Genomic DNA, 12982 nt, shown 5'->3' on the forward strand with positions numbered 1-12982 from the left:
ACCGCTGCGGCCGACCTCACCGGCGCGCCCGCATGTTCAGCGCCACCCCGGCGGTACGCGCCAGCGCCGCCATCCGTCGGGGTCGGGAGACGACAGTCGCGCGGGTACGCAGGCAGTCCAGCACCACGTCGGCGGCCTGGTCGACCGAGAGCATCATCGGCTTGACCCGCGCCTTGGCCATCTTGGTGTCCACGAAACCGAACCGGACGACGCTGACCCGCACCCCGTGTGGCCGCAGGGCCCCGCCCAGCCCCAGCAGGTACGACGACAGCCCGGCCTTGCCCGCGGCGTAGCCCGGGGCCTCGGCCGAGGGTGCCACGTCGGCGAGGCTCGACAGGCCGACCACGTGCCCCGCCCCGGCGCGGGCCATGACCGGCACCACCACCTCCACGGTGCGCGCGGCGCCGACGAGGTTGACCTCCAGCGCCCTGGTCTGCGCGGCCAGGTCGTCCACGGCGAAGAAGTCACCGACCCCGGCGGCGTAGATGCAGACCTCGACCCCGCCGAGGGTGTCCAGCGCCCCGGCGAGCACCTCGCGGTAGCCGGGATCGGTGACGTCGGCGAGGCGGTGGTCGTAGCCGCTGCCCGTCAACGGGCTGCTGCTGCGCGACAGGCCCGCCACCGTCCAGCCGTCGGCCAGCAGCCGGCGGGTGACCGCCAGCCCGATGCCGTCGCTGTTGCCGACCACGATGGCCCGTCGCCTGTCCACAGCGCCCTTCATACCAGCACGGCGGCCGCGCCCCGCCGTCGTGTCCAGCGACCCCCGCCTGCCGGCTACGCGTCGTAGTCGACGGTGAGGGTGTCGGTGGTGGGGGTGGACTGGCAGGTCAGCACGTACCCGGCGGCGACCTCGTCCGGCTCCAGGGCGTAGTTGCGGGCCATCGTCACCGCGCCGGAGACCACCTTCGCCCGGCAGGTCGAGCAGACCCCGCCCTTGCACGCGTACGGCAGCTCGCCGCGCACCCGCAGCGCCGCGTCGAGGACCCGTTCCTCACGGCCCATCGGGAAGGTCGACGCCCGGCCGTCCAGCACGATCGTCACCTCGGCGTCCCCGGTCGGCCCGGCGGGGCGGCGCTGCGTCGGCGCGGGCGTCTCGGCGACGTGGAACAGCTCCGCGTGCACCGCCGACTCCGGCAGGCCCCGCGCGGCGAGCACCGCCTTCGCGTCAACCACCATGCCGTACGGGCCGCAGAGGAACCACTCCTCGATCGCGTCGCCCGGCACGATCGTGTCCAGCAGGCGGCCCAGCCGGTCGGCGTCGATCCGCCCCGACAGCAGCGGCGACTCGCCGGGCTCCCGGGACAGCACGTGCACCAGGTGCAGCCGCGTCGGGTGGCGGTCCTTCAGGTCGGCCAGCTCCTCGGCGAACATCACCGAGTTGGCCGTGCGGTTGCCGTACACCAGGGTGAAGGTGCTGGCCGGCTCGACGGCCAGGGCCGTGGCGACCAGCGCGAGCACCGGGGTGATGCCGGAGCCGGCGGCGACCGCGCCGTAGCGGCGGGCCCGGCCCGGGTCGAATGCCGTGGTGAAGTGCCCGAGCGGCGGCAGCACCTCGACGGTGTCGCCGTGCCGCAGCACCGAGCAGGCGTAGGCCGAGAACGCGCCGCCGGGGACCTCCCGCACCCCGATCCGCAGCCGGCCGTGCCGGGCCAGCTCGTCGGGCGTCGAGCAGATCGAGTACGACCGCCGCACGTCCGCGTCCGCGCCGGTGGAGCCGGCGGGGAGCCGCACGGTGAGGTGCTGGCCGGCGGTGAACGTGAAGAGCGTCCGCAGCTCCTCCGGCACGGCGAAGGTGATCGCCACGGCGTCGGCGGTGAGCCGGTCGACGGCGGCGACGGGCAGCGGGTGGAAGGCCGGCCGGCGACGGGCCGGGCGGGTGATCGTGACAGTCACAGCGCCTTCAGGTGGTCGAAGGGTTCGCGGCAGGCGCGGCAGCGCCACAGGGCCTTGCAGGCGGTGGAGCCGAACCGGCTGACCTGCTCGGTCTCCGCCGAGCCGCAGAGCGGGCAGCGGACGGCGAGGGTCAGCGGCACGACCGTGCCGGCCCCGGCGGCCCCGCCCGGGGTCGCGGGCGGCGGGGCGATGCCGGCGGCGGCCAGCTTGGCGCGGCCCGCGTCGGAGATCCAGTCGGTGCTCCACGCCGGGCTGTAGACCGTGCGGACGTCGGCGTCGGGGTGCCCGGCGGCGGCCAGCGCCCGCCGGATGTCGGCCCGGATCACGTCCATCGCCGGGCAGCCGGTGTAGGTGGGGGTGATGGTCACGGTGACCCGGCCGGTGGCCGGGTCCTGGTCGACCGCCCGCAGGATGCCCAGCTCGTCGATGGTGATCACCCGGATCTCCGGGTCCACCACCGCCGCCACGGCCGTCCTCGGGTCTACCACTGCGCCCCCGGGTGGGCGCGGTGCAGCACCTGCATCTCCGCCAGCAGGTACGACAGGTGCTCGGTGTGCACGCCGTCCCGCCCGCCGGCCGGGGCCCAGCCGTCCGCCGGCCGGGTCAGGGTCGCCTCGGCCAGCACCGGCCCGACGTACGCGTCGAACTCGCCGCGCAGGGTGGCCGGGTCGACCGGCGCGCCCGGCCACGGCGCGAACAGCTCGTGCGCGTACGGCCAGACGTGGTCGACGGCGGCCTGCATGCGGCGGTGCGACTCGGCGGTGCCGTCGCCGAGCCGGCGCACCCACAGCGCGGCGTGGTCCCGGTGGTAGGCGGACTCCTTGCGCGCCTTCGCCCCGATCGCGGCGAGCCGCTCGTCGGCGCAGCCGGCCAGCGCGGCGTAGAGCGGGAGCTGGTAGGCGGACAGGAACAGCAGCTTCGCCATGGTCACCGCGAAGTCGCCGTTGGGCAGCTCGACCAGCAGGCAGTTGCGGAACTCCCGGTCGTCGCGCAGGTACGCCAGCGCGTCCTCGTCGCGGCCCGCCCCCTCCAGCTCACCCGCGTAGGTGAGCAGGAGTCGGGCCGCCCCGAGCTGGTCGAGGGCGATGTTGGCCAGCGCGACGTCCTCCTCCATCTCCGGGGCGCGGCTGGTCCACTCGCCGAGGCGCTGCGCGGCGACCAGCGCGTCGTCGCCGAGGGCGAGGGCGAAGTCGAAGGGCTGCCTCACAGGTGGGCCACCCCGTCCGGCACCTCGTAGAAGGTGGGGTGGCGGTAGACCTTGTCGGCCGCCGGGTCGAAGAAGGCGTCCTTCTCGTCGGGGCTGGACGCGGTGATCGCGGCGGCCGGCACCACCCAGATCGACACCCCCTCCTGGCGGCGGGTGTAGAGGTCCCGGGCGTTGCGCAGGGCCAGCTCGGCGTCGGGGGCGTGCAGGCTGCCGACGTGGGTGTGCGCCAGGCCGCGCCGGGCCCGCACGAAGACCTCCCACAGCGGGTTCGGGCTGTCGGTCCCGCTCATGCCGCAACCGCCTCTCTCGCAGTCGACCGCTTCGCGGCGTACGCGGCGGCAGCCGCACGGACCCACGCGCCCTCGGCGTGGGCGCGGCGGCGGTGCTCCATCCGCTCCCGGTTGCACGGGCCCTCGCCGGAGATCACCCGCATCAGCTCGGCGTAGTCCGGCTCGGTGAAGTCGTAGGCCTGGCGCTGCTCGTTCCAGCGCAGGTCGGGGTCGGGCAGGGTGAGGCCGAGGATCTCCGCCTGCTGCACGCACATGTCGACGAAGCGCTGGCGCAGCTCGTCGTTGGAGAACCGCTTGATCTTCCACGCCATCGACCGGGCGGAATGGGTGGAGTCGCCGTCGGGCGGGCCGAACATGGCCAGCGACGGATACCACCAGCGGTCCACCGCGTCCTGGGCCATGGCCTTCTGCTCCGGGGTGCCGTGGGCGAGGGTGTGCAGGATCTCGTAGCCCTGGCGCTGGTGGAACGACTCCTCCTTGCAGACCCGGATCATGGCCCGCGCGTACGGGCCGTAGGAGCAGCGGCACAGCGGCACCTGGTTGACGATCGCCGCGCCGTCGACCAGCCAGCCGATCACCCCCACGTCGGCCCAGCTCAGGGTCGGGTAGTTGAAGATCGAGCTGTATTTCTGCCGCCCGTCGAGCAGGAGCTGCACCAGTTCGTCCCGGCTGACGCCGAGGGTCTCGGCGGCGGCGTACAGGTAGAGGCCGTGCCCGGCCTCGTCCTGGACCTTGGCCAGCAGGATGGCCTTGCGCTTGAGCGAGGGGGCGCGGCTGATCCAGTTGCCCTCCGGCTGCATCCCGATGATCTCGGAGTGCGCGTGCTGGGCGATCTGCCGGATCAGCGTCTTCCGGTACGCCTCGGGCATCCAGTCGCGGGGCTCGATCTTCTGGTCGGCGTCGATGACGTCGGCGAAGTATGCCTCCAGGTCGGCGTCGGGGCCGGGGGCGTCGCCGCCCCGCTGCCGGGCCGCCGCCTCGCGCAGCGCCGCCTCCGCCGCCGCCACCTCGCCGAGCAGGCCACCGCCGGGCGCGTCCTCCGGGGCGGAGAAGTCGTTGCCATACATGACGACAAGTGTTACAGCTCGCGCCCGTCGACACCAGAGGGTGTCACAGGTTTCCGAACACACCTTCCGTCACGGCTCGACCCCTTTTCGTATTGACCCAGGCCAGCGCGCAGGTATGACATGGGTCACTAAGCAGAGATGAATCCCCCCAAGACCGGCATAACAGGTCACAATCCCGCCTTCATAGCGACTTGACAGGCGTCGGTTCCTGGCGTGTCGGCCATCCGGACGTAGACTTTCCCGGTCACACCGACCGGCTGCGACGACCGTCGGGCGTATGACGCGGGCCACTCCCCCGGCCCCCAGCGATCAGGACGAACCAGTTCGGAAAGCAGTCGGTCCCCCCGGCCCCTGACATCTGGAGCTCACCTACTCATGCGACCTCGCGTGGCCCTGGTGCTCGCCGTCGTGGCGATCCTCGTCGGCAGCGCCATGCTGGTGCCCGCCGCGTACGCCAAGCTCTCCGGCGGGGACGGTGGGTCCGGCGGGGGCGAGGCTGACGCCGTGGCCGCCCCCGAGCCCACCGCCCCGCCGCCGCCGACCCTGGCCGCCGGCCCCGTCTCGGTGAACTTCACCGGCGAGTTCTTCTCCTGGGCCCTGATGGACCGCGAGAGCGGCAGCATCTCCGGCTCGAAGAACCTGACCAGGACCAGCTCGACCGAGTCGATGATCAAATCCTGGTTCGCGGCCGACTTCCTCCGGCGGCTCGGCGACAAGGAGCCCACCGCCGCGCAGAAGAGGCTGATCAGCACCGCCATCCGGGACAGCAACGACGACGCGGCCAACTTCCTGTACAAGTCCGTCGGCCAGGACGACTCGATCGAGCGGATGATCAAGATCTGCCGGCTGACCGACACCGGACCCGGTAACGTGCGCCCGTACATCGGGTGGTGGAGCTTCACCCAGATGTCCCCCCGCGACGCCGTCCGGCTCGGCGACTGCATCGGCGACGGCAAGGCCGCCGGCGCGAAGTGGACGCCCTACCTGCTGGACGAGATGAGCAAGGTGCGGGGCAGCGTCAAGGACCAACGGCAGCGCTCCGGCGGCGGCAAGTGGGGAATCGTCGACGGCCTGCCCGCCGAGATCAAGGCCCAGGGGCCGGTCAGCATCAAGAACGGCTGGACGCCGTTGAACTACGACGGCAACTGGCACGTGAACTGTCTTGCGGTCACCGAGAAGTGGAGCCTCGCCGTCATGTTGCGCTACCCGCAGAAGTTGGGGCTGTCGTACGGTGCGAAGGTCTGCGCCAGCGTCACCACCCAGTTGGTCACCCCCCAGCCCGGCGCCGCCCTGAAGGTGCCGCAGCAGCCGATCGGCAAGCTCTGATGGCGGGCAGCCGCCGCCGGGCCGGCGGTGGAGACCCGGCGCGGGAGGGCTCGGCGCGCAGGGGCCCGGCGCGGGGCGAGGCGTCGCCGCTGCGGCTGATCGCCATCGCGGCCGTCCTGATCGGGCTCGTGCTGGTGTCGCTGCGGCTGCTGCCCGGCTCGCCGATGGCGTCGACCGCCGCCGCCCAGTGGGGCGACGCGTCCGCGCCCGTCGACCGCGCCGCCGGCGCGGCCTCGGACCGCAAGTCGCGTCCCACCGCCTCGCCCAGCCCCTCGCCGACGCTGGAGCCGCTGCCGTTCGCGGACAAGCAGATCGACCTCGACATCGAGGGTTGGTACGCCTGGAGCGTCCTGGACACCCGCACCGGCGAGATCATCGGCTCGAAGAACATGGACGAGACCAGCACCACCGCGTCGCTGATCAAGTCCTGGATCGTCGCCGACTACCTGCGACGCACCGACGAGGCGGGGCAGAAGCCCAGCGACGCCAAGCTCGCCGACGCCACCCGGATCATCCGCGACAGCGACAACACCCGCGCCGAGCAGTTCTACAACACCGTGGGCCGGTCCGCGTCGATCAAGCGGATGATCTCCATCTGCAAGACCACCGACAGCAGCGTCGCCGCCGACGGCGGCTGGAGCCGGACGAACCTCTCGCCCCGGGACACGGCGCGCCTCGGCGCCTGTATCAAGGACGGGCGGGCGGCCGGGCCGGAGTGGACCAAGTGGCTGATCAACGAGATGCGGCTGGTGCGCGGCTCCGGTGACTTCGGCATCCGCAAGGCGTTCCCGGCGGCCGAGCGGAAGAAGATCGCCATCAAGAACGGCTGGATCGACCGCACCCGCGAGCAGGAGATGCACATCAACTGCCTGGCCATCGGCGACAACTGGACGATGGGCGTGATGGTCCGCTACCCGATCAACATGGGCTACGAGTACGGCATGAAGAACTGCCAGAAGATCACCGAGGCGGTGCTGCGCTCCGGCACCTGACGCGGGCCCCGCGACCGTCGCCTCCCGGCGGCGGTCGCGGCGTACACCGGACCGGGGCGACGGTCGGCCCCGGCGGACGCCGGGTCGGCTGCCTCAGCCGGCGAAGAACCGGGGGCCGTCCGCCGGCAGCGGCGGGGCCTCGCCGATCTCGGCGGCCCGGCGGGCGAACTCGCGCAACCCGGCCACCTGCCGCTCGCCGAGCGAGAAGTCCAGCGCCCGGAAGTACGTGGCCAGGGTGGCGGCGTCGAACGACTCCCACCGGGCGGCGGCCTCGGCGACCTGGTCCAGCTCGGCCAGGCACAGGTCGCGGGAGCGCAGGAACGCCTCGTGCACCTCCTTGACCAGGCCGGGGTGGGCGGCGGCGAACTCCCGGCGCACCGCCCAGACGGCGAAGACCATCGGCAGCCCCGTCCAGTCCCGCCAGGCCTGCCCGAGGTCGGTGACCTCCAGCCCCCGCTGCGGGGCCTCGTACAGCGCCCGCAGCGCCACGTCGCCGATCAGCACCCCGGCGTCCGCCTCCAGCAGCATCTGCGTCAGGTCGGGCGGGCAGCGGAAGTAGTCGGGGTGGACGCCGTACCGCTCGCCGAGCAGCAGCCGGGCGAGCAGGACGCCGGTGCGCGACGTCGAGCCGAGGGCCACCCGGCCGCCGCCCAGCTCGGCGAGGGGCCTGGTGGACACCATGTTGACCGAGAGCACCGGGCCGTCGCTGCCGACCGCCAGGTCGGGCAGGAGCAGCAGCTCGTCGGCGTGGCGCAGGTATTCGACGTGCGAGATCGGCCCGATGTCCAGGTCACCGGCGACCAGCGCGGCGCTCAGCCGGTCCGGCGAGTCCTTGTGCAGGTCGACGTCGATCAGCGCGCCGGAACGCATCAGGCCCCAGTAGATCGGCAGGCAGTTCAGGAACTGGATGTGTCCGACCCGGGGACGGGCGATGCGGTCAGCCATGCTGCGACCGTATCCCCGCCCTGCCGGCCGGGCTCAGCGGGTGGGCCGCGGAGTGGCCAATCCCGCACGGCGTCGCGCCCGTCGCGCCTCCCGTCGACCATGGCGGCCCGCCGGTCATACCACCGCCGGGATGGACAAGTCGGTATGTTTATCCATCGATGACCGTATTCCCTGTCCGTCCCCGGCGGACGAGGATCTCGCTATCGACAGATGCGAGTGCATCTCGTATTGGGGAGGTCATCTTGAGATCAGCCCTGGCGCTGGCCGGCGTCACCATGCTGGTCGGCAGCGGCCTCGTGGTCACCACCACGAGCGCGTCCGCCGCCCCGCCATCCACCCCGGGACCGGCGCTGGTCGCCGCCGCCGACACCGCCCTGAAGGAGCACTCCCGAGCCGTCAGGTCCTCGGCGAAGGACCGCTACACGGTGCACAGCAGCAAGCGGGACGCCGAGGGCCGGGGCGTGGTCCGCTACACCCGCACCTACGACGGGCTCCGCGTCTACGGCGGGGACGTCGTCATCCGCACCGAGGCCGACGGCGACTACGCGGGCAGTTCGGTCGGCCTGGCCGCCCCGCTGAGCCTCGCCACCACCCCGAAGGTCAGCGCCGCGAAGGCCCGCAAGGCTGCGGTCGCCGGGTTCTCCGGCAGGGTCACCGGCACCGGCCCGGCGGAGCTGTTCGTCGACGCCAGCAGCGGAACCGGGCGGCTCGCCTGGGAGACGGTGGTGACCGGCTGGGCCCCGGACGGCCAGACCCCCGCCAGGCTGCACGTGATCAGTGACGCGCTGACCGGCGCCCGGATCGGCTCCTTCGACGAGATCGAGTCCGTCGTCGGCACCGGCAACAGCATCTACGCCGGCCCGGTCTCGATCGACACCACCCTGTCCGGTTCGACGTACAGCATGATCGACCCGACCCGGGGCAACGGGCGCACCTGCGACATGAACAACGGCACCTCGACCTGCACCACCTTCACCGACGCCGACAACGTGTGGGGCACCGGCGCGACCTCGAACCGGCAGTCCGCCGCGGTCGACGCGCACTTCGGCGCGGCCACGACCTTCGACTACTTCACCGAGGTGCACGGCCGCAACGGCATCTTCGGCAACGGCACCGGCGTGCCGAGCCGGGTGCACTACGGCAACGCGTACGTCAACGCCTTCTGGGACGGCGCGCAGATGACCTACGGCGACGGCGCGGGCAACGCCCGGCCGCTGGTCGCCCTCGACGTCGCCGGCCACGAGATGTCCCACGGCGTCACCGAGAACGTGGTCCCCGGCGGCCTGACCTACTCGGGCGAGTCCGGCGGCCTGAACGAGGCCACCAGCGACATCTTCGGCAACATGGTGGAGTTCTACGCCAACACCCCGGTCGACCCGGGCGACTACCAGGTCGGCGAGAAGATCAACATCAACGGCAACGGCACCCCGCTGCGCTACATGTACGACCCGACGCTGGACGGCAAGTCGCACGGCTGCTGGTCGACCGGCACCAACAGCCTCGACGTGCACTACTCCTCGGGCGTGGCCAACCACTTCTTCTTCAACCTGGCCGAGGGCTCCGGCGTCACCCCCTACGGCACCTCGCCGCTGTGCGGGTCGGCCCCGCCGGTGACCGGGATCGGCCGGGAGAAGGCGGAGAAGATCTGGTTCCGGGCGCTCGACGCGTACTTCGTGTCGAACACCCGCTACGTGAACACCGCGCAGCCGACCAACACCGCGCGCCTGCACAGCCTGTCGGCCGCCACCGACCTGTACGGCCTGTGCAGCACCGAGTACAAGGCGGTGATGGCCGCCTGGACGTCGGTGAACGTCACCGGCACCGAGTCGTGCGCGGCCAACGACTTCACCGTCTCGGCCACCCCGGCGGCGCTGACCCTGGACCCGGGCACCTCGGGCACCGCCACGGTCGGCACCACGGTCGTCCGGGGCACCGCCGAGCAGGTCACCTTCTCGACCGGCCCGCTGCCGGCCGGGGTGAGCGTGTCGTTCGCGCCGTCGTCGGTCACCGCCGGCGGGTCGACCACGGTCACGGTCACCGCCGCCGCCACCGCCGGCAGCGGCACGGTGGCGATCACGCTGGTGGGCACCTCCCCCTCGGTCGCCCGGACGACCACGCTGAGCCTCACGGTGAACGGGCTGCCGGGCTGCTCCGGCACGAACGGCACCGACGTCACGATCGCCGACAACACGACGGTGGAGAGCGCCATCGTGATCAGCGGCTGCGCGGCGACCCCCTCGACCGCGAGCAAGGTCGAGGTGCACATCGTGCACACCTACATCGGTGACCTGGTGGTCAGCCTGGTCGCGCCGGACGGCAGCGCGTACGTGCTGCACAACCGCTCCGGCGGCGGCACCGACAACATCGACCAGACGTACACCGTGAACCTCTCCTCGGAGGTGGCGAACGGGAGCTGGCGGCTGCGGGTGCAGGACGCGGCGAGCCTCGACACCGGTTACCTCAACAGTTGGAGCCTGAACCTCTGACCGTGACGACGCGGGAGCGGGCCACCCGGGTTTCCGGGTGGCCCGTTTCGTGGGCCGACGCCGGGGCGCGGCAGGAGCCGGGCGGGCCGGCGGCCGTGGTCACCGCCGGCACCGGCCGCCGGGCGTCCGCCGCCGGCCACTACCCTGACGCGATGCGCTACCAAGAGGTCGAGAAGGCCATCCAGCAGCTGATCGACGCCGCCGGCGAGGACGAACTGCACGCCTTCGGCTTGGCGACCATCACCCGCCTGACCACCGCCGACCTGGTGGACGAGGCCGACGAGGAGGACCTCGACGAGGACGCCCGGGCGGCGCTGGCCACCGCCCTGGAGACCGTCACCACGGCCGGCGCGGCCGAACTGCGCGCCCTCCTGGACCGCATCGACGAGGGCACCCTCGCCGACGGCGACATGGACCCCGGCCTGCTGATCGTCCTCACCGCGCTCGAACACTGGACCACCTTCCTGGAGGAGCACCGGCGCGGCGAACTGTACGAGCTCGCCATCCGCTCCCTGGAGGAGGTCGACTACCGGGTCTCGGCCGAGCTCGACGACTTCCTGGCCGAGCCGGAGATGGCCGCCGAGTACGCGCGGATCCGGCAGTCGCTCACGGCGTAGCCCTCGCCGCGCGGGCCGCGCGGAGGACCGGGACGGCGAAGGCGGCCACCGCGAGCAACCCCACGGTGCCGCACGCCGCCACCAGCGGCCGGGGGTCGGCCAGGTCGAGCAGCAGGCCGCCGACCGCGAGACCGACCATGCCCGCGCCCTGCACGGCCGCGCCGAGCACGGCGTACGCCCGGCCGCGCGCCGCCTCGGGCACCCGACGGGCCAGCAGCACGTTGCTGACGACGTTGTTGCCGCCGTTGAGCAGCCCGCCGAGCAGCCAGATCGGCACCAGCAACCAGGCGGACGGCACGGCGGCGGAGACCAGCACCGCGAGGCAGCACCCGCCGAGCAGGAGCAGCCCCACGCCGAGCAGCCGACCGTCGTCGGTGAGCCGGCGGGTCAGCGGGGCGAGTGCCCACGCCCCGGCCACGATGCCCAGCGGCCAGGCCCCGGTGACGAGCCCGTAGACGGTGGTGGAGCTGCCCAGCGTCTCGCGGATGAAGAACACCTCGATCACGTTGATCGCCCCGACCGCGCCGACCACCCCGGCGAGCGAGGCCACCATGGCGAACAGCAGCCGGTCGGGGCGCAGCCGCCAGCCCCGGGCCAGCCCGTCGGGGGCCGGCGTCGGGTGGGCGTCGGCGGCCGGGCGCGGCTTGGCGGCCGGGCGCGGCTTGGCGGTCGGCCGGGACTTGGCGGCCGGGCGGGCGCCGCCCCGGCGGGTGCGGATCAGCAGGCCGGCGGCCACCAGGGCGAGGTAGCTGACGGCGTCCAGCAGCAGCGGCACGCGGGTGCCGAACTGCCCCACCAGCAGCCCGGCCAGCGCCGGGCCGGCCAGCGCGCCGAGGGTGCCGGCCGTCTGGTTCAGCGCGCTGGCCCGGGGCAGGTCCCCGGGCGTGACCATCGCCGGGACGAGGGCGGCGAGCACCGGCTGGGTGACCGCGAGCCCGGCGGCCAGCAGCGCCACCAGGCCGATCACCAGGGCCGGGTGTCCGGCGTACGCGAGGGCGAGGCAGATCGCCGCCTGGACCACGCCGGCCGCGACGAGCAGGGTGCGGGAGTCCACCCGGTCGGCGAGCCGGCCGGTCAGCGGGGCGAGGCCGACGAGCGGCAGGCTGGCGGCGATCAGCAGCCCCGCCACGGCCGGGCCGCCGGCCCCGGCGGACTGGAGGGCGAGGGTGAGCGTGCTCGCGGCCAGGAAGTCGCCGCAGCTGGAGATGCCCCGGGCGGCGGTGGCGAGCCAGACGTCGGGCCAGCGCGACCGACCAGGTGTGAAGGACATACTTCGAAAATAATCCTTCACACTTGGTGCAGGCAATCCCCGTCGCCGCCCGTTCAGTCCACGGGCACCGACCGGTACTGGATGGCCACGGAACGCGCCCCGGCCGGCGGATCGGTCCGCAGCCGACGCCGGTAGGGCGCCAGCAGGTCCTGGACCGCCTCGTTGAGCGCCGACAGCTCCTCGGCGGTGAGCAGCAGCACGGTGTCGCTGAACGCCCCGGCGCGATACCACTCCGTCGGCTCCCCGGCCATCCGGCGGAACCACTCCCGGGTGCGCTGCGCGTCCCGGGCGAGGTGCGCCTCCACGAGAGCCAGCTCGGCGGCCCGCGCCTCGGAACCGGCCTCCTGCCCCGCCTCCACGTTGTACGACGGGCTGAACGCCCGCCACACCCGCTCCCGGGCGTCCCCCCGGCTCGGGGCCTGCTCGATCAGGCCGAACTTCGCCAGCTCGCGCAGGTGGTAGCTGGTCGCGCTCGGCGACAGGCCGGCGATCTCCGCGCACTCGGTGGCGGTGGCCCCCGACCCGATCGAGGCGAGATGTTCCATGATCGCGAGCCGCGCCGGGTGGGCCAGGGCGCGCATCACCTGCGGATCGCTGATCGTCACCCGCTGCCGCTCGGGCAATGCCTCGCTCATGCCCCCATGATCCCGCCCGCCACCCGCGCCTGCCATCGGCCCCGCCCTCCGGGGGCCGGTGATCACGAGGTTCGCGGCATCGCCGAGCTCGACTCGGGTGTTCTTCTCTTGGTCAGCGGGCCCGGGGTGGGGCGGGGTGGGGCGGAAATCGGATGGGGGCCAGGCCGGGGAGGAGTAGGCTGTCTTCCCCGCCGACGGCCGAGGTGTCCAGCACCGCAGCGGACGTCCCCGCGCCGGCTTTCTTTGCCGGACAC

Annotated in this window: 13 protein-coding genes; 4 read left to right on the forward strand and 9 right to left on the reverse strand. The window is 73.1% G+C overall.

Annotated elements, in window-relative coordinates:
- Nucleotides 1-16: 16 nt before the first annotated feature.
- The 6 genes from HDA31_RS27935 to paaA form a co-directional block, all read right to left on the reverse strand.
- Entirely contained in the window at nucleotides 17-709 is a 693-nt protein-coding gene (locus HDA31_RS27935) for an SDR family NAD(P)-dependent oxidoreductase (protein ID WP_246384277.1), read from the reverse strand.
- Between the two features lie 65 nt (nucleotides 710-774).
- Nucleotides 775-1893: a 1,2-phenylacetyl-CoA epoxidase subunit PaaE gene (gene paaE / locus HDA31_RS27940; RefSeq protein WP_178062966.1), complete on the reverse strand. Its 1119-nt coding sequence runs from the start codon at nucleotides 1891-1893 to the stop codon at nucleotides 775-777.
- On the reverse strand, nucleotides 1890-2381 hold the full coding sequence (gene paaD / locus HDA31_RS27945; RefSeq protein ID WP_178062965.1) for a 1,2-phenylacetyl-CoA epoxidase subunit PaaD: 492 nt from the start codon (nucleotides 2379-2381) through the stop codon (nucleotides 1890-1892). Before paaD ends, paaE begins: the two co-directional genes overlap by 4 nt.
- Entirely contained in the window at nucleotides 2375-3100 is a 726-nt protein-coding gene (gene paaC / locus HDA31_RS27950; protein ID WP_178062964.1) for a 1,2-phenylacetyl-CoA epoxidase subunit PaaC, read from the reverse strand. The genes paaD and paaC overlap by 7 nt, the downstream gene beginning before the upstream one ends.
- The gene (gene paaB / locus HDA31_RS27955) at nucleotides 3097-3390 is read right to left on the reverse strand and encodes a 1,2-phenylacetyl-CoA epoxidase subunit PaaB (RefSeq protein ID WP_074475450.1); all 294 of its coding nucleotides are present in this window, start codon (nucleotides 3388-3390) and stop codon (nucleotides 3097-3099) included. The genes paaC and paaB overlap by 4 nt, the downstream gene beginning before the upstream one ends.
- Nucleotides 3387-4457, reverse strand: coding sequence for a 1,2-phenylacetyl-CoA epoxidase subunit PaaA (gene paaA, locus HDA31_RS27960; RefSeq protein ID WP_178062963.1), 1071 nt, complete (start codon nucleotides 4455-4457; stop codon nucleotides 3387-3389). The genes paaB and paaA overlap by 4 nt, the downstream gene beginning before the upstream one ends.
- Nucleotides 4458-4832: 375 nt before the next feature.
- Between paaA and HDA31_RS27965 the strand changes: the two genes are divergently transcribed.
- Both HDA31_RS27965 and HDA31_RS27970 read left to right on the forward strand, forming a co-directional pair.
- The gene (locus HDA31_RS27965; protein WP_178062962.1) at nucleotides 4833-5783 is read left to right on the forward strand and encodes a hypothetical protein; all 951 of its coding nucleotides are present in this window, start codon (nucleotides 4833-4835) and stop codon (nucleotides 5781-5783) included.
- Nucleotides 5783-6775, forward strand: a complete 993-nt coding sequence (locus tag HDA31_RS27970) for a serine hydrolase (RefSeq protein WP_246384276.1) — start codon at nucleotides 5783-5785, stop codon at nucleotides 6773-6775. Before HDA31_RS27965 ends, HDA31_RS27970 begins: the two co-directional genes overlap by 1 nt.
- Before the next feature lie 93 nt (nucleotides 6776-6868).
- On the opposite strand, the gene HDA31_RS27975 is transcribed toward HDA31_RS27970, so the two are convergent.
- Entirely contained in the window at nucleotides 6869-7720 is an 852-nt protein-coding gene (locus tag HDA31_RS27975; protein ID WP_178062961.1) for a menaquinone biosynthetic enzyme MqnA/MqnD family protein, read from the reverse strand.
- Between the two features lie 242 nt (nucleotides 7721-7962).
- Here HDA31_RS27975 and HDA31_RS27980 point away from each other — a divergent pair, with 242 nt between their 5' ends.
- Nucleotides 7963-10206: a M4 family metallopeptidase gene (locus HDA31_RS27980; RefSeq protein WP_246384275.1), complete on the forward strand. Its 2244-nt coding sequence runs from the start codon at nucleotides 7963-7965 to the stop codon at nucleotides 10204-10206.
- 2 nt (nucleotides 10207-10208) lie between these two features.
- Nucleotides 10209-10823, forward strand: coding sequence for a hypothetical protein (locus tag HDA31_RS27985; protein WP_246384274.1), 615 nt, complete (start codon nucleotides 10209-10211; stop codon nucleotides 10821-10823).
- Here the strand turns inward: HDA31_RS27985 and HDA31_RS27990 are convergent.
- On the reverse strand, nucleotides 10813-12093 hold the full coding sequence (locus HDA31_RS27990) for an MFS transporter (protein ID WP_178062960.1): 1281 nt from the start codon (nucleotides 12091-12093) through the stop codon (nucleotides 10813-10815). The genes HDA31_RS27985 and HDA31_RS27990 overlap by 11 nt on opposite strands.
- A 53-nt stretch (nucleotides 12094-12146) precedes the next feature.
- Nucleotides 12147-12728: an ArsR/SmtB family transcription factor gene (locus tag HDA31_RS27995; RefSeq protein ID WP_178062959.1), complete on the reverse strand. Its 582-nt coding sequence runs from the start codon at nucleotides 12726-12728 to the stop codon at nucleotides 12147-12149.
- Nucleotides 12729-12982: the final 254 nt, after the last annotated feature.

It is taken from the genome of Micromonospora carbonacea (assembly GCF_014205165.1).
GTDB classification, from domain to species: Bacteria; Actinomycetota; Actinomycetes; order Mycobacteriales; family Micromonosporaceae; genus Micromonospora; species Micromonospora carbonacea.

Coding starts and splice junctions, on each gene's coding strand:
- paaA (WP_178062963.1), bottom strand. CDS start 4,457: ATGTATGGCAACGACTTCTCCGCCCCGGAGGACGCGCCCGGCGGTGGC.
- HDA31_RS27965 (WP_178062962.1), top strand. CDS start 4,833: ATGCGACCTCGCGTGGCCCTGGTGCTCGCCGTCGTGGCGATCCTCGTC.
- HDA31_RS27975 (WP_178062961.1), bottom strand. CDS start 7,720: ATGGCTGACCGCATCGCCCGTCCCCGGGTCGGACACATCCAGTTCCTG.
- paaB (WP_074475450.1), bottom strand. CDS start 3,390: ATGAGCGGGACCGACAGCCCGAACCCGCTGTGGGAGGTCTTCGTGCGG.
- HDA31_RS27990 (WP_178062960.1), bottom strand. CDS start 12,093: ATGTCCTTCACACCTGGTCGGTCGCGCTGGCCCGACGTCTGGCTCGCC.
- HDA31_RS27970 (WP_246384276.1), top strand. CDS start 5,783: ATGGCGGGCAGCCGCCGCCGGGCCGGCGGTGGAGACCCGGCGCGGGAG.
- HDA31_RS27995 (WP_178062959.1), bottom strand. CDS start 12,728: ATGAGCGAGGCATTGCCCGAGCGGCAGCGGGTGACGATCAGCGATCCG.